Below are 15,244 nucleotides of genomic sequence, written 5' to 3'. Positions count from 1 at the left end.
GCGCATCGTCGGTGCGCTCGGTGCGCGTGTCATGGACGCGCGTCATCAGCGCGCGTGCCGCCCGGCCGCTGGCGCGGCGCCAGCGTCGACGCCATGAGGTGCGCGTGCGCCTTCGCCCTGCGCTGGTGTTCCTCCTGCTCGCGCCGTACGCCCTCGTTTTCTATGCATTCCTGGCGCTGCGCCGCGCCTCCGCGTCGCTCCGGCCGCGGCACCCGTGGCGCACGTGGGTGAGCCCGAACCTGCTGATCGGGGGGTTCCTTCTCCCAGGCGACGTCGCCGAGCTCCGTCGCCTCGGCGTCCGCGCCGTGATCAACGTGTCGCGCGAGCTGTACGACCCGGTGCCCGCGCTGCGCGCGGCGGGGGTCGAGTACCTGCGCATCCCCTGCTGGGACATGTGCGCTCCCACGCTCGAGGAGGCCGCGCGCGGCGTGGCGTTCCTCGAGCGGCATATCGTCGCTGGCCACCGTGTCCACGTCCACTGCGCGAGCGGCGTGGGCAGGAGCGTCACGCTCGCGCTCTGCTACCTCGCCACCCGCGGCGGCATCGAGGTGGGCGACGCGCTCGCCCTCATCGAGCGACGGCGCCCGCGCGTCGCGCTGAACCCCGTGCAGCGCGCGTTCGTCGAGCGCTACGTCGCGTGGCACCGGGCGCACGCGGAGGGCCGTGCGCGCGCGGCGCCGCCCGTGATCACCTCCGGCGCAGGAGGGACTTCAGGCTGAAGAGCCCGAGCGCGGGCGCCGCGACGGCGAAGGCGCCGCCGCACGCAGCGAGGATGAGCGCGGCACCCCACGGCGCCGCGGCCGCCGCCTCCGGCAGCGCCGCCTTCACCGCGGCGCCGCAGCCGACCGATATGGCCGCGAGCAAGGCCACGCGGCCGATCCGGATCTGATCCAGGCCGAGCCCGCCGATCTCGCGCCGCAGGCGGTGCCCGAGGGCGATCGCCTCGACCCACCCTGCGATGACGGCGCCGAGCACCACGCCGAGCACGTCGAGCCACCGCATCAGGAGGAGCGCGACGGCGGTGCTGACGACCACGCGATAGAGCGCGTAGCGGGCCGGGGTCCTCGTGTCCCCCAGCGCGAACGAGGCGGTGATCAGCACGCGCCCGGCGGCGTTCCCGAGCAGCGCGAGCCCGTAGGCGCATACGAGCGGCTCGACCCGCGCCGTCGACGCCTTGTCGAACGTCCCGGTCTGCAGCAGCAGCGTGATGAGCTCCCGCCCGAGCACCATGAACACGGCCGCGGCCGGCACGGTGAGCACCGTGATCCGCGCGAGCGACGCCCCGAGCCGGCGCGACAGCGCCTCGTTGCGCCGCGCGACGTCGGCCTCGGCCGTGTCGCGCGCCATCTCGGGCAACGCGACCGCGGCCTCGCCGACGCCGAGGACGCTCATCGGCAGGAGGTAGACCGTCTGCGCGTAGTTGAAGGCGGCGTTCGCGCCGGCGCCGAGGAAGCTCACGAGGAGCGTGTCGACGAGCCCGGACACCTGGATGATCCCGCGGCCGAGCAGCGCGGCGGGCAGCTTGCTGCCGGCCTCGCGGACGCTCGGGTCGCGCGCGTCGAGGCGCGGCGTGAGCCCGCCGAGCAGCGAGCGCGCCGACGGGAGCAACAGCGAGAGCTGCAGCGCCGCGCCCGCGAGCGCGCTCCACGCGAGCGCCTCGGCGAGCGGCTCCCCGCGCATGCCGAGCCACGCGCCGCACGCGAGCAGCCCCGCGATCTGGGCGGCGCTCCACGCGACGGGCGCGGCGTACGGGAGGAAGAAGCGCCGGTGCGCGTTCAGCACGCCGAGCCCCCACGCCGACAGCACGAGCAGGCCGGTCATCGGGAAGATGATCCGGACGATCCGGGTCGTGCTGGCGAGCTTGTCGGCGTCGAAGCCTGCGGCGACCACGAAGGACAGCCACGGCGCCGCGAGCACGCCGGCGATCGACGCGACCGCGGCGGCGACGAGCAGGAGTCCGAGGGCGGAGAGCGCGAAGTGCGACGCGCGTCGCGCGTCGCCGGCCGCGCGGAGGCGCGCGTAGACGGGGATGAAGGTCGCGGAGAGCGTCCCCTCGCCAAGCAGGTTCTGGGTGATGTTCCCCGCGCGGAACGCCGCCGCGATCACGTCGGCGAGCTCGGATGTACCGAAGAAGTGCGCCGTCACCCGCTGGCGGAGCAGCCCGACGAGCCGCGAGAGGATGATCCCTGCGGTGACCATCGCCGAGGAGCGCGCCGCGCTGGTCGCCGTCTGCGTCTGCTGCCCGGCCGCCGGCGGGCCTGCGCTGGTCGCCTGGGGCGCGCCCAGGGCTGCGCTCGCCGGCGTGGTCCCTGCCTGAATGGCGGCGGGCGGATCGAGATCGGGCGGCACGGCGGCGCTTCTATCAGACCTCCCGCCCCCGGGCGACCTCGGCGCCGGCTGGCCGGCGCCTCAGTCCCTGAGCCTCGCCGTGCCGAGCCGCTCCGCGTGCGCCAGCACCCGCCGGGCGATGGCCGGACCCTCGGCCCGGCGGTCGAGGTGCCGCGGGATGAGCCCGCGCTCCGCGGCCTCCCACAGCTCCGGCTGAGAGATCCCGGACTCGGTGCGCGAGCGCAGCCGCGACAGGGAGATGTCCATCGCGGGCAGCAGGATCGGCTCCTGAGGATCGCGGAGGAGCGCCGGATCGACGCAGCACGACAGATCGTTCGCGCCGGCGGAGCGCGCGTTCAGCGAGGGGAGATCGAAGCGCGCTTCCAGCGTGCGGATCACCGACGCGTGATCGAGCACGGTGCTCACCGCGCAGCCCCTCCGGACGAACGGGCCCGCGACGATCGACGGCACCCGGAACCCGAGCTGGGTGAACAGGGGGTCGTCGTCCGTCGTCGTCGGCGGCGCGACGTGGTCGAAGAAGCCGCCGTGCTCGTCGTAGGTGATCACGAGGAGGCACTGGCCCCACTGCGGGCTCTTCGCCAGCGCGTTGTAGATGCTGGCGATGAGCACCTGACCGAGCTGCACGTCGTGGTCCGGGTGGTCGTCGTTCGCGGTGGCGCCGAAGAACTGGGGATCGATGACGGAGAACGAGGGGAGGATCCCCGCGGCCGCGTCCTCGAAGAAGCGCTCGATCCCGGACACGCCCTTGAATCTGAAGTACGCACCCGAGCACCACGGGACGTCGTGGAAGTAGTTTCTGCTCGAGATCCCTGCGTCGCTCAGCAGCTCGAACACGCTCGTGAAGCCGGTGACCGGCACGTTCCTCGAGACGCCCCTCGACGTGGCGCCGTGCAGGAAGAACCGGTTCGGCCACGTCGGGCCGAGCACCGAGGAGAACCAGCGCTGGCAGATCGCCGACGCGTCTGCGAGCGCGTAGAGGATCGGCAGCTGCTCCCGCACGTGATAGCCCATGACGTCGCGCTGGTCGGGCCCTGCGTGCGCGATGACGAACCCGTCGTTCCTCCCTTGATTCCACTGCGTGTGGGCTGCGTCCCAGCTGTGCGGCGGGTCGGTGGGCGTGAAGTTGTCGAGCCGGAAGGGCGAGATCAGCGTCCCATCGAGCGCTCGGTTCGATTCTGTGCCTGTCAGACCGTCGATCTGCCGGCCCTCCTTCAGCAGCAGCGAGCCGAGATAGTGGTCGAAGGAGCGGTTCTCCATACAGAGGACGACGATGGTGTTGATGGGCGCCAGCAGCTCCGCCGGGCTCAGACCTCCCGTCTCCGCGCAGCGATCCGGAGCGCCGCCGGCCTCGCCATCTTCCGGCTGTCCCGAGCTGACTGTTCCTCCTGAGCCACCCGCGCCACCCGCTCCGTCGCTCTCGCCCGCGCCGCCCGTGCTCGGCGGGGCGTTGTCGAGCACCACCGCGCCCTCTGGGGTGCTGCATCCGAAGGCCGTGGCGCCGAGCGCAGCGCCGAGCCCGGTCAGCACATGGCGGCGGGTCAGAGGATCACGCGTCGAACCATTCCGTTTGTTCATCACACACAGGATTCGCACGAAGGCGGGGCCCATGAAGGAGTTTTGGTCTCCTCCAGCAGAGGTGACGAATCGTCCGCTGCGTAATCGATGAAGCGGACGTAGCGGACGTAACTGAAGCAGATGCAACCGTTGTAAGATACATAACTGGTGTGATGGGCATAACGAGCGGAACGGATGTGACGGATGTGGTCGACGTAAAGGGATCGACCGATGAAGTCGAAGTAGCGGGAACAGTCGGCGTAACCGACGCAACCGGCATAGCCGACGTAGCCGACGTAACCGGCATAGACGGCGTAACCGGCGTAACGGAGAAAACCATTCTTTTCGCGAGGGCGGAGGGGTGGTATGGGTAAAAAAGGCGGGGGTCTACGTCTGCAAACAGTCACCTTCCGATGAGCTCGAATCCACTTCCACCTACTCCCGGCCGGCAAGCTACCGTCGCGAACGGCCGGCCGCTGCGGTTGTGCATCGTGGACATGAACAATGGCCACGTGAACCAGGCGATGCGCTGTCTACGCGGGCTCGCTGCGGGGTTCTTCGAACGCGTCCAGGCGCACAATCCCGGCCTACCCTGCGAGGTCGTCGAGGTGTCTCCCAGAGACACCAACGCACCCATCCCCACGGACTGCGATCTGTACCTCGCGTCAGGCGGGCCCGGCTCTCCCTTTGATGGGGAGGGCGAGCCCTGGACGCAGGATTTTGCGCGCTTCGTGGACGGCGTGGTCGAGTCGGCGAGCCAGGGGGGCGCGCACCGGCGTGCTCTCTTCGCGATCTGCTACTCGTTCGAGCTCGTCGTCCATCACTACAAGCTGGCCGACGTGGTGCCGCGCGCCGATCGCAAGTTCGGCGTCATGCCGATCTACACGACCCCCGTCGGCCAGCACCACCCGCTCCTGGCGCCGTTCGGGGACCGTCTCTTCGCGTTCGAGCACCGCAACTGGGAGGCGGTGAACCTCGACGAGCGCCGGCTGAGCTCCCTCGGCGGCCAGCTCCTCGCCCGCGAGAGCCGTGACGGCATCTCCAAGGGGCGGGCGATCCTCGGTCTGCAGGTCGCGCCCGGCGTCGAGGCGGTCCAGTTCCACCCAGAAGCGGATCGCGCCGGCGTCATGAGCTGGTTGGCGCGCCCTGAGCAGGCGGCTGCCTTCAAGGCGACCTATGGAGAAGTGACCTACCTTGCGATGCTGCGCACGCTCGACGATCCTCGCCGGCTCGCGCGCACCTACGCGCTCGTCATTCCGGGCTGGCTCGGGCGCTGCTTCAACGACATCGCCGGTCCCCGGGGCTATGCGGAGCTCCCATCGCTCGAGGACGTCCCGTGCTCTCGCTTCAACGCGCACTGCCGCGCCGAGGAGGCGTCCGCGCCGCCCGCGCGATCGCCCGGCTCTGGCGAACGCGTTGTGCGCGAGATCTGAGCGGAGCGCCGAGGCCGCCTGCAAGTGTGCGTCCGAGGGCTACACTGCAGAAACGAAAGAGAAAGAACTAGGAAGTAGAGGCAGTAGAGGCAAAGAAAACAAGGCAGCGAGCGAGAGGAGGAAGGGGAGGAAACAAAGCGGTAAAGTCCGAAAAGGGAGAGAAGGGGCGGAGAGCCGTGCGGCTCAGTGGGCTGCATACCGCGTGGCGCCTGATGCGTGCGGCTACGCCGCAGCGCCGACGAAGTGCTGCTCGCGCCTTGCGCGCTGGGCGACCTCTAGCTTATGGTCATAGGATAACGGGACGAGCGCGAGCAGGGCTCGCGGGCCAACATTTCGAGCCGGAGGCTCCTCGGGCACGCATGAGAGAGAAGGCATGAATCACCCGCGTCCGGCCGCTCCGACGAGTCTATCTTCGCCGGACGTCCGCGAGCCGGGCGCGTCCGAGGAAGGCCACGCTGGCGTCGACTTGCCTGTGGATACCAAGGTCGCACGGCCATCCATGCCGCACGACGACCTCGGAGCACAGGACGTCCAGTACGAGTCGCAGCTGGGCGTGACGGACCCGATCGCCATGTCGCAGGTCCGTGATGCGTTGACGCAGCTGAGCCGCGAGCGCGGGACGCAGCCGCACGTGCTGCTCATCATCTACCACCGGCAGGGCGCCGAGACGGTGCGGCTGATGGAGGGGGTCGGCGTCGTCATCGGCCGCGATCCGAGCGCCGATGTCGCGATCCCCGAGCGCAGCCTGTCGCGACGCCATGCGCGCTTCACGTTCCAGCGCGGCGACGTGCTCATCCAGGATCTCGGCTCCACGAACGGCACCTTCCTGAGCGGGCAGCGCGTCGAGCGCGGCGTCTTGAAGCCCGGCGACGAGGTGGTGCTCGGGGAGATCACGGCGTCGCTGCGCGTGATCGCGAGCGCCGAGCTGCCGGTGCTGAACCTCGACGCGCTGGACGGGCGTCGTGGCGCCCCGGAGCGGAGAAAAATGCCGAGCATCGAGAACCTGGTGGGCGGACCCACGCCGGTGGGCGCGCTGCGCACGGCGGGCGACGAGGGGCTCGTGATGCGCAGCCCCGCGATGCGCCCGGTGCTCGAGACCGCCATGCGCCTCGCGCGCTCGTCCGCGCCTGTGCTGCTTCAAGGCGAGACGGGGACCGGCAAGGACGTGCTCGCGCGGCTGATCCACGAGGCTGGCCCCCGCCACAAGATGCAGATGATCCGCGTCGGATGCAGCGGCGTGCCTGCCCAGCTCCTCGAGAGCACGCTCTTCGGCCACGAGGCCGACGCCTTTCCCGGCGCGATCCACGCGCAAGAGGGCGTCTTCGAGGCGTGCGCTGGCGGCACCGTGGTGCTCGATGAGGTCGGCGACCTCCCTCCGTCCTGCCAGGCCGCGCTGCTGCACGTCCTCGACACCGGTCGCATGGTCCGCGTCGGCTCGACCAAGGAGATCGAGGTGGACGTGCGGGTCGTCGCGACGACCTACCGCGATCTCGAGGCGATGTGCGAGGCGGGCACGTTCCGTTCGGATCTGCTCTACCGGCTCAACGCGGTGCCGCTGCGCATCCCGCCGCTCTGCGAGCGGCGCGAGGACATCGGACCGCTGGCGCAGCGCTTCCTCCGGCAGGCGAGCGAGGTGCATCGCAGGAACGTGCGCTCGCTCGATCCGGAGACGCTCGCGCTCCTGGAGCAGTATCCCTGGCCGGGCAACGTGCGCGAGCTGCGCAGCGCCATCGAGCGCGCCGTCGTCATCGCGCGGGGGCATGTCATCACTCCGCTCGACCTGCCGGAGAGCATCCACTCCCTCTCGGCGCCCAAACGCACCACGCCGCCGCCGGATCGGCCTCCCATCGAGCTCGCAGGGCCGCCCAGCTCCGCGCCGGCGATCGGGCTCAAGGCACAGATGGACCGTCTGGAGACGGAGATCATCCTCGATGCCCTCCGCGGCACCAACGGCAACCTGGCGATGGCCGCCCGGCGGCTCAGGATGCCGCTGCGCACGCTCCAGGAGAAGATCGCGAGCCACGGACTGAAGCGCTCCGACTACCGGGACGGCCCGTCGTCGCGGTCGAAGTAGCGAAGCGCGGCGCGCTAGCCCTCGTCCTCCAGCACCGCCAGGGCCGCATTGCGCCCGCACGCGCCGTGGACCCCGGCGCCGGGATGCGCATAGGACGAGCCTAGATACAGGCCGCGGAGCGGCGTCCGGTAGCGGAAATAGGGGAACACCGGCCGGAAGATGAGCTGGTGCCGGATATCGGCCGAGCCTCCGCCGAGATCACCGCCGATGAGGTTTGCATCCATCGCCTCGAGATCGTCCGGCGCCCAGATCGTCCGGGCGATGATCCTCTGCCGGAAGCCGGGGGCGAGCTCCTCGATCCGCGCCTCGATGCGATCGGCGAAGCGCTCGCGCGAGCCCGCCCAGCCGCCCTCGATGGAGGAGGGGACGCGGGAGTAGGCCCACAGGGTGTGCCGGCCGGCCGGCGCGCGCGTCGGATCGACCAGCGACTGCTGCCCGATCACGAGATAGGGGTGCTCGGGGAGCGACCCGGCGCGCACCTGGCGCGTGAAGGCCGAGAGATCGTCGAGGCTGTCGCCCGCGTGCACGACCGCCGCGCGCGCGGCGTCCTCGTGGGACCACGGCGTCGGGCCGTCGAGCGCCCAGTCCATCTTGAAGGTGCCGAACCCCTGGCGGAACCGGCGCATGGCGCGCTGCACCCGCTCAGGAACCAGCTCTGACGCGAGCAGGCGGAGGTAGAGCGTCGGCGCGGCCAGATCGGCGACGATCGCGCGGCGGGCGCGGATCTCCTGGCCGTCGTCGAGCCGGACCGCGGCCGCCCGGCCCTGCCTGGCGATGATCTGGTCGACCCGGGCGCCGCAGCGGAGGGCGCCCCCGCGCTCCTCGACGCGCCGGAGCAACGCGCTCGTGATCGAGCCGGCGCCGCCCTCGGGCACCGCGAAGCCGCCGCTCGAGGCGAGCACGGTCAGCATGAAGCCGACGATCGCTCCGCAGGGATCGTCCGGGCCCACGTCGGTGTGGAGGGCGAGCCCGGGGACGACGCGTCGGGCCGCCTCGGTCCGGAAGGTGCGCGTCGCGAAGCCACGTCCGCTCGAGAGGGCCACCTGCGCGAGGCGGAGCAGGTTGAGGGGTCCGAGCCGGAGCAGCTGCCCGAGGGCGGGCGGCGTGGACAGGAGCGCGTTCAGCATCCGCTCACGGGTGGCCGCGTGCCAGCCGGCGATCCGGCGCCATGCGGGGCCGTCTTCGCCGAGCGACCGCGCCGTCGCGTCGACGTCGCGCGCGATCGAGGCGCACGTCCCGTCGGGCGCCGGGTGAGCGCTGTCGATCGGCGCGTGCCGCCACACGAGGCCGGCCCCCGGCAAATCGAGCGGCACCAGCGCCGGGCTCGTCTGCCCGAAGGGGAAGAACGCCGCGCCGAGATCGTGGCGGAACCCCGGGAGCGTCACCTCGCGCGTGCGGACCGCGCCGCCTGGCTCTCGCTCGGCTTCCAGGACGAGCACCGAGAAGCCCGCGCGGGCGAGGTACGCCGCCGCTGTGAGGCCGTTCGGTCCCGCGCCCACCACGATCGCATCAGGGTCTCCACTCTGCATCGTCGTCTGCGGCTCCTCAGCCCACGAGCTGCGCGCTCGGCATGGTGCGGTTCGAGGCGATCGCCTGGCCGCTCCGCCCCACGACGAGCACGCCGATCGCGAGAACGTCGGGGAACATCGCGACGCCGCGCTGCGCGGCGCGCGCGGGCGCGACGCCGTCGGCGAGCCAGTCGTAGACGGTCCGCGCGAGGAAGCGGCGCGCGATCTCCTCGCCGACGCCCGTCGCCGCCACGGCGCCGTGGGGGCCGGCGTAGATCCCCGCGCCGAGGAGCGGCACGTCCCCGATGCGGCCGCGGAGCGAGTAGGTCGACCCGCCCGTCGACGCCGCGGCGGCGAACCGGCCGTGCGTGTCGCGAACGACGGCCCCGACGGTGTCGCACTCGATCGGCTCGGCGTCGAAGTTCCAGAACCGCGTCGCCGTGAGCGCATGGAAGCGCGCCGCGTCGTTCGTGGTTTCGTCGTCTCCGCCCTCGCCCCGCAGCGCCGCGAGGGAGCGGTCGTGCTTCCGGCGCGCTTCCTCGGTGACCGGATCATGGTCCGCGAACCCCAGCCGGCGAGCGAACGCCGTCGCCCCGGCGCCGGCGAGGAGCAGGTGCGGCGTCTCCACCACCTTCGCGGCGACAAGGACGGGGTTCTTCACGCGCTCGATGCACGCCACTGCGCCGAACCGTCCATCGCTGGCCATCACGGCTGCATCCATCTCGACCGTCCGCCCGTCGAGGCGGAGGTTTGAGCCCGTCCCGGCGTTGAAGCGTGGGTCGTCCTCGAGGCGCGCGGTCGCCCCGATCGCCGCCGCGAGCGCCTCTCCGCCCGCGTCCAGCGCGCGGCGCGCCTCGTCGGCGGCCCTGGCGCAGCTCTCCGAGCCGCTCTGCGGCGCGGTCACCCCGCCGTGCGTGAGGATGACGTAGTTCACGTCGTTCTCCTGCGCGTACCACGACGGCGCGCCGCCGCGAAGGCAGCCTGGCGCGCGGCGGCCGGCGGGGCGAGCGGCATCGCTCCAGCCGGCGGGAGGGCCGCGAGGCTCCGGCGCTGGGACCGCTGCGCTCGACACCCTGCCGCGCTCCTGATACGTCGCGCGCTCAGCCCGGAGCGGGGGCCGGCGCCAGCCGACCGTCCGCAGCGGGACGAGGCGGCCCGGTCGAAGGCCGCCGGCCGAGCCGCCCATCGAGGAGAGCAGAGACCGTGGCCAAGAACGAAGCGCCGAAGACCGCTATTACGCCCACCCGCAACGAGGACTACCCGGAGTGGTACCAGCAGGTCGTGCGCGCGGCCGACCTCGCGGAGAGCTCCCCGGTCCGCGGCTGCATGGTCATCAAGCCGTGGGGCTACGCGATCTGGGAGAACATCCAGCGCGAGCTCGACAGCATGTTCAAGGCGACCGGGCACAAGAACGCCTACTTCCCGCTGTTCATCCCGAAGTCGTTCCTCGAAAAGGAAGCGGAGCACGTCGAGGGGTTCGCGAAGGAGTGCGCCGTGGTCACCCACCACCGGCTCGTCCCCGGCCCTGGCGGCGGGCTCATTCCCGACCCTCAGGCCCGGCTGGAGGAGCCGCTCATCGTGCGCCCCACGTCCGAGACGATCATCGGCGCGGCGTTCGCGAGCTGGGTGCAGAGCTACCGGGATCTCCCCTTGCTGATCAACCAGTGGGCGAACGTCGTGCGCTGGGAGCTCCGGACGCGCCTGTTCCTGCGGACGGCGGAGTTCCTGTGGCAGGAGGGGCACACGGCGCACGCGAGCGCGGCCGAGGCGCGCGAGGAGACGCTGCGCATGCTCGGGGTCTACGCGACGTTTGCGCGCGACTTCATGGCGATGCCCGTCCTCGAGGGGCCCAAGACGGCGAGCGAGCGCTTCCCCGGGGCGGTCGACACCTATGCGATCGAGGCGATGATGCAGGACCGGAAGGCCTTGCAGGCCGGGACGAGCCACTTCCTGGGGCAGAACTTCGCGAAGGCGAGCGGCATCAAGTTCCAGACCAAGGAGGAGACCGAGGAGTACGCCTGGACGACGTCCTGGGGCGTGTCGACGCGCCTCGTCGGCGGGCTGATCATGACCCACAGCGACGACGACGGCCTGGTGCTCCCGCCGCGCCTCGCGCCCGCGCACGTCGTGATCCTCCCCGTTTACCGGGGCGACGACACGCGAGCCAAGATCGACGAGTACATCGACGGGCTCGCGAAGGAGCTCCGGGCGCAGCGCTTCGGCGAGCGCCGCGTCGAGGTCGAGATCGATCGGCGCGACATCCGCGGCGGCGAGAAGCAGTGGGAGTGGGTGAAGAAGGGCGTCCCCCTGCGCATCGAGATCGGGCCGCGCGACGTCGACGCCGGCGTGGCCATGGTGATGCGCAGGGACCGCTCGCCGAAGGACAAGTCGAGCATCGCGCGCGGGGAGCTCGTGGGGCGCATCACGGAGATCCTTGGCGACATTCAGGCGACGCTCTACGCGCGCGCGCTCGCCGTGCGCGACAGCAACACGCACGTCATCAACAGCCGCGCAGATTTCGACGCGTTCTTCGCGTCGACCGGGGGCAAGGAGGCGCAAGGCGGGTTCGCGCTGGCGCACTGGTCCGGCGATCCGGAGATCGAGACGGCGGTGAAGGATGCGCACAAGGTGACCATCCGCTGCATCCCGACCGGGGGGTTCGAAGGGGCGCCGTGGGCCGACGCGCTGACGGGTGAAGGGCAGTGCATCTTCACCGGCAAGCCCAGCCCGCGGCGCGTGGTGTTCGCGAAGTCGTACTGAGCCGCGGAGGTTCGCCGGGCGTGCGCCGACGCGTCGGCGCGGAAAAGACGCCGCGCGCTTCCTCGCATCAGCGGCGCCTCAACGGCGAAGGGCGGGGAGCACGTGCTCCGTCAGGATCGCGGGGAGCAGCCGCAGCTGCGCGCAGTGCTCCCCGGGGCCCGTTCCGGCGTAGCCGCGCACGTAGAGGCTGCCGCCGTCGTACATCCCGGTGAGCCGGAGCGCGTCTCCTGCCTCCTCGGCGCGATCGCCCGGCGCAGCGGAGGGCCCGTCGTCCCCGCTCGAGGTCACCGCGATGGGGGTGGCTCCAAGCTCACGAAGTAGGAACGTGGCCGTCTCTTTCGTGGACGCGTAGCCGCTGGTCGGGATGTCGGTGTGCGTCAGGTAGAAGACCGGCGCGCCGCGCGCGGCGGCGTGGGCCAGCGCCACGTAGGGTGCGAGCTGCCCCGGCGCGAGCGACGTCTGCCCCGGCATGTAGGAGCCATAGAGGGAGTCGAGCAGGATCAACGCATCCACGTGGCTGCTCCCGCGCTCGATGATCCTCCCGATCGCGCCGGATCCAGCGCTCCAGGAGGACAGCACAAGGCGGCGGACGCGTGCGCCCGCGCTCCCGGAGGCGCTCTCGACCTCGCGGTCGATCGCCTGGAGCAGCGCGTCCCAGCCGCCGCCCTCGAGGGCACGCGCGTAGTCGCTCGAGCGGGTCCCCAGGTCGACCCCGGCGATGACGAGATCCATGCCCCTCGGGGCAAGCACCTTCCGGACAGGCTCGGCGCCGTGGAAGTGGACCAGAAGATCGTAGCCGCCGTCCGAGCGAATCGCGTTCGCCGGCGGGACGAGGAGCCTGCCCAGCGGGAGCGGGCGCCATCGCTCGTAGACGCCGAAGCCATGGTCGGCAAAGCCGCACCCCGCTTGCGTTTCGTGCTCGTCGAGCGCTGCGCGCTCGGGCTCACCGCCCCTGGGCAAGGGCGACGGTTCCGCGGGCGCGCTCGCCAGCGCCGGCGTCGGCGAGGCGCTGGACGCTCGGCTCCGCCGCAACGACACGGCGCCGCCGACGACGCCCAGGCTTGCTGCCAGGAGGAGCGCGTCGCGGAGCTGCCGTGCCCTGCGGCCGCTCAGAACCCGGGATTTGTCACGGTCGGTACCCACTTCGTCGAGGGGCGCTTGCCCGGGTTCGTTCTGCGCGCGCTGGTGCTCGAGCCAGCAGCCGTCGCGCTAGGGGTTGCGGTGGCCGTCGCGCCCTTGGCCGTCGGGTCCGGAGCGCTCGCTCCACGCCCCGGGTCGCTCGCCTCGGGGGCGGATTGAGCGCCCACGCCCACGTGGTCGGCCAGGAGCGCGGGCGCGCCGTCCGGCCCTGGCGGTGCGCCCGTCGCGGCTGCGGCCGTCGAGCCAGCGCCGAGGGCGTGCACCGGGAGCTGCTCGGACGCGCTCTGCTCCGGCGTGGGCCGCCCGAACCACATCACCCCGGCGCCGAGCAGCGTGATGAGCGCGAGCGCGGCGGCTGCCACCCGCGTCCCCGAGCGACGGCGCGCCGCCGGGACCTCGATCGGGCCCAGCTGCGTTTCATGGCCAGGCCAGCTCGGGATCAGCGACTCGGATGGCAGCGCCGGCCGCGAGGGCGCGGGGGTGCTCCGGCGAGGCGCGGGGAGCTGGGCGCTCGGTTGACCAGGAGGGAGCTGCGTGAAGAAGAGCTCGCTGATGCTGTCGCGAAGGAGCATCACCTCGGGCGGGCTGGAGGCGCGCTCGTCGAGCACGCGGACCGTGTCCCGCAGCGCTGCGCGCCGGCGCTGGTTGCGCTCTCCCAGGAGCCCGCGCACGAACGCCCCCACGTCGTGGTCGGTCACCGTCGGCTCCTTGGCCAGCACGGCCTCCAGCGCGCGCTCCAGCTCGAGCATCGTCTGGTATCGGCGCTCCGGCTCCTTCTGCAGGCACGTCATCAGGACCTGGTCCAGCTCGGGCGGGAAATCCGGGTTCTTCAAGCGAGGTGAGAGCGCCGGTCGCGAGGTGATGTACTTCAGCGTGAGGAGATCGTTCTCTGCGGCGAAGGGGTGCTCTCCGGTCGTCAACTTGTAGAGCACGATCCCCATCGCGAAGACGTCGGTGCGCCGATCGACCCGATCGCCTCGCGCCTGCTCCGGGGACATGTACGGCACCTTGCCCTTGATCTGTCCCGCGGTCGTATCGTTGTGCGCGCGGTTGGTCGCCTTGGCGACCCCGAAGTCCACGAGCTTCACGTGGCCGTCGTACGTCACGAGGATGTTCTGGGGTGACACATCGCGGTGCACGAGCCCGAGCAGCAGATCATCGTTCTGCGGGTCCCGGAGCTCGTGCGCGGCGTGCAAACCGAGGCAAGCGCGGCCGAGGATGCGGAGCGCGATGCGCAGCGGGATGGCCACGCCGCTCTTGCTCGCCGCCTTCGCGATGACCGACAGCGCCTCGCCGTCGACCCACTCCATCACGATGTAGAGGACGTCGTCCTGCTCGCCGAGGTCGAGGATCTCGGCGACGTTCGGGTGATGGATCCCCGAGGCGAGCCTCGCCTCCTCGAGGAACATCTTCTCGAACTGGGGATCATCCGAGAGCGACGGAAGCATCGTCTTGATGGCGACCGTCTTCTGGAAGCCGCGACGGCCCTTGTGGCGCGCGGCCCACACCGTGGCCATTCCCCCCTGCGCGATGGGCAGGAGGAGCTCGTAGTGCCCGAGCTCCTTTCCCGGCAACAGCTGGGGTTGGGGGATCATGACGTCGTGCGGCGCGCTCCTGACCGATACGCGGGACCTCGGAAGCTCGATCAAGTCTAGCCATCCGGACCCTGCGGTCACGATATGTGGTGCTGATTACAAATTAGACGGCGAACTCCTCGCCGCGGCAGGGGATCACGCGCCGGGCGGGACCGACTGTCCCCAGAGCTGCTGGTAGATCTCGCTGAGCTTCTGGTGGGTCTCGGCCGAGAAGCCGTTGGTCGCGTAAGGCCAGCGGAAGCCGTCTCCCATGGCCTGGTTGCACGAGAAGGAGATGAGCAGATCGACCGGCGTGGGGTTGTTCGGCCGCACCAGCGAGATGCCCAGGCCGGGATAGAAGCAGTTGCCGCGGTCCGCGGTGAAGCTGTCCTCGTCGCCGAAGACGTCGAGGATCTGGTCCTTGAGCTCCTCGTCGGCGTCGCTGGTCGTGAGCTGACGCTGCTGGAGGATGACGAAGTTCTTGAAGCGCGGCTGCGCCGGCAGGACCGGCGTGCTGGCGGTCTGCCCCGGGATCAGGTTGGGCGGGATGAGCCCGGGCAGCGCCTGCTGCAGTCCTTGCAGGGCTGCCTGCCCCATCTGCTGGAGCTCGGGCGGGATGCCCGGGATGAGGGTGGGGGCCCCGGTCGTCGCCGCGGGCGTCGGAGCCAGCTCCTGCCCCTGGAGGCGGAGGACCGTGATCTGCGCCTTGTCCATCTCGTCGAACGGCGCAGTACGGGCCGCGCAGCCGAAGACGAGGGGGGCCAGCAAGGCGATGCCTGCGAAAGTACGGGTGGTGAGGTTCATGTTCACTTTGACGGTCGTCTAGCACGGCTATGCGCCGGAAGGTGAACA

General features: G+C 71.2%; 12 protein-coding genes. 5 read left to right on the top strand and 7 right to left on the bottom strand.

Translation table 11 applies throughout. The features are described from left to right. The first annotated feature begins 104 nt into the window (after positions 1-104). On the top strand, positions 105-719 hold the full coding sequence (locus tag WMF14_RS21305) for a protein-tyrosine phosphatase family protein (RefSeq protein WP_272099523.1): 615 nt from the start codon (positions 105-107) through the stop codon (positions 717-719). Here WMF14_RS21305 and murJ read toward each other — a convergent pair. Further along, on the bottom strand, positions 688-2,349 hold the full coding sequence (murJ, locus tag WMF14_RS21300) for a murein biosynthesis integral membrane protein MurJ (RefSeq protein WP_437803352.1): 1,662 nt from the start codon (positions 2,347-2,349) through the stop codon (positions 688-690). The two genes, WMF14_RS21305 and murJ, sit on opposite strands and share 32 nt — an antisense overlap. 60 nt (positions 2,350-2,409) lie before the next feature. After that, positions 2,410-3,924: an alkaline phosphatase family protein gene (locus WMF14_RS21295; protein ID WP_437803351.1), complete on the bottom strand. Its 1,515-nt coding sequence runs from the start codon at positions 3,922-3,924 to the stop codon at positions 2,410-2,412. A 152-nt stretch (positions 3,925-4,076) separates the two neighbouring features. Between WMF14_RS21295 and WMF14_RS21290 the strand changes: the two genes are divergently transcribed. The 3 genes from WMF14_RS21290 (at position 4,077) to WMF14_RS21280 (ending at position 7,410) form a co-directional block, all read left to right on the top strand. Next, complete coding sequence (locus WMF14_RS21290; RefSeq protein ID WP_437803350.1) at positions 4,077-4,277, top strand: hypothetical protein; 201 nt, start codon at positions 4,077-4,079, stop codon at positions 4,275-4,277. A 123-nt stretch (positions 4,278-4,400) separates the two neighbouring features. Next, positions 4,401-5,336, top strand: coding sequence for a hypothetical protein (locus WMF14_RS21285; RefSeq protein ID WP_437803349.1), 936 nt, complete (start codon positions 4,401-4,403; stop codon positions 5,334-5,336). A gap of 499 nt (positions 5,337-5,835) precedes the next feature. After that, the gene (locus tag WMF14_RS21280; RefSeq protein ID WP_437803348.1) at positions 5,836-7,410 is read left to right on the top strand and encodes a sigma 54-interacting transcriptional regulator; all 1,575 of its coding nucleotides are present in this window, start codon (positions 5,836-5,838) and stop codon (positions 7,408-7,410) included. 14 nt (positions 7,411-7,424) lie between these two features. Here the strand turns inward: WMF14_RS21280 and WMF14_RS21275 are convergent, their stop codons facing one another. Further along, positions 7,425-8,939: a phytoene desaturase family protein gene (locus WMF14_RS21275; RefSeq protein ID WP_272099515.1), complete on the bottom strand. Its 1,515-nt coding sequence runs from the start codon at positions 8,937-8,939 to the stop codon at positions 7,425-7,427. A 16-nt stretch (positions 8,940-8,955) separates the two neighbouring features. Then, positions 8,956-9,852 (bottom strand): isoaspartyl peptidase/L-asparaginase, encoded by an 897-nt coding sequence (locus tag WMF14_RS21270; RefSeq protein ID WP_272099514.1) that lies wholly within the window; start codon positions 9,850-9,852, stop codon positions 8,956-8,958. A gap of 269 nt (positions 9,853-10,121) precedes the next feature. On the opposite strand from WMF14_RS21270, the gene proS reads away from it, so the two are divergent. Further along, entirely contained in the window at positions 10,122-11,678 is a 1,557-nt protein-coding gene (proS, locus tag WMF14_RS21265) for a proline--tRNA ligase (RefSeq protein ID WP_272099512.1), read from the top strand. A gap of 78 nt (positions 11,679-11,756) precedes the next feature. Here the strand turns inward: proS and WMF14_RS21260 are convergent, their stop codons facing one another. The 3 genes from WMF14_RS21260 to WMF14_RS21250 form a co-directional block, all read right to left on the bottom strand. Beyond that, positions 11,757-12,638, bottom strand: coding sequence for a hypothetical protein (locus tag WMF14_RS21260; RefSeq protein WP_272099510.1), 882 nt, complete (start codon positions 12,636-12,638; stop codon positions 11,757-11,759). Positions 12,639-12,787: 149 nt separating this feature from the next. Beyond that, positions 12,788-14,413, bottom strand: coding sequence for a serine/threonine protein kinase (locus WMF14_RS21255; RefSeq protein WP_437803347.1), 1,626 nt, complete (start codon positions 14,411-14,413; stop codon positions 12,788-12,790). A 135-nt stretch (positions 14,414-14,548) separates the two neighbouring features. Further along, the gene (locus tag WMF14_RS21250; protein WP_272099506.1) at positions 14,549-15,196 is read right to left on the bottom strand and encodes a hypothetical protein; all 648 of its coding nucleotides are present in this window, start codon (positions 15,194-15,196) and stop codon (positions 14,549-14,551) included. Between the last annotated feature and the right edge of the window lie 48 nt (positions 15,197-15,244).

It is taken from the genome of Sorangium sp. So ce693 (assembly GCF_051521375.1).
In the GTDB taxonomy this organism is placed as follows: Bacteria; Myxococcota_A; Polyangia; order Polyangiales; family Polyangiaceae; genus Sorangium; species Sorangium atrum.
Note: the sequence above shows the minus strand (reverse complement) of the source record. Positions and strands in the feature narration are given on the sequence as shown.

Bases quoted from the DNA above. Each gene is read 5' to 3' on its own strand.
- WMF14_RS21280 (WP_437803348.1), top strand. From the start codon at position 5,836: ATGCCGCACGACGACCTCGGAGCACAGGACGTCCAGTACGAGTCGCAG.
- WMF14_RS21275 (WP_272099515.1), bottom strand. From the start codon at position 8,939: ATGCAGAGTGGAGACCCTGATGCGATCGTGGTGGGCGCGGGACCGAAC.
- WMF14_RS21250 (WP_272099506.1), bottom strand. From the start codon at position 15,196: ATGAACCTCACCACCCGTACTTTCGCAGGCATCGCCTTGCTGGCCCCC.
- WMF14_RS21290 (WP_437803350.1), top strand. From the start codon at position 4,077: ATGGGCATAACGAGCGGAACGGATGTGACGGATGTGGTCGACGTAAAG.
- WMF14_RS21295 (WP_437803351.1), bottom strand. From the start codon at position 3,924: ATGAACAAACGGAATGGTTCGACGCGTGATCCTCTGACCCGCCGCCAT.
- WMF14_RS21255 (WP_437803347.1), bottom strand. From the start codon at position 14,413: ATGATCCCCCAACCCCAGCTGTTGCCGGGAAAGGAGCTCGGGCACTAC.
- WMF14_RS21285 (WP_437803349.1), top strand. From the start codon at position 4,401: ATGAACAATGGCCACGTGAACCAGGCGATGCGCTGTCTACGCGGGCTC.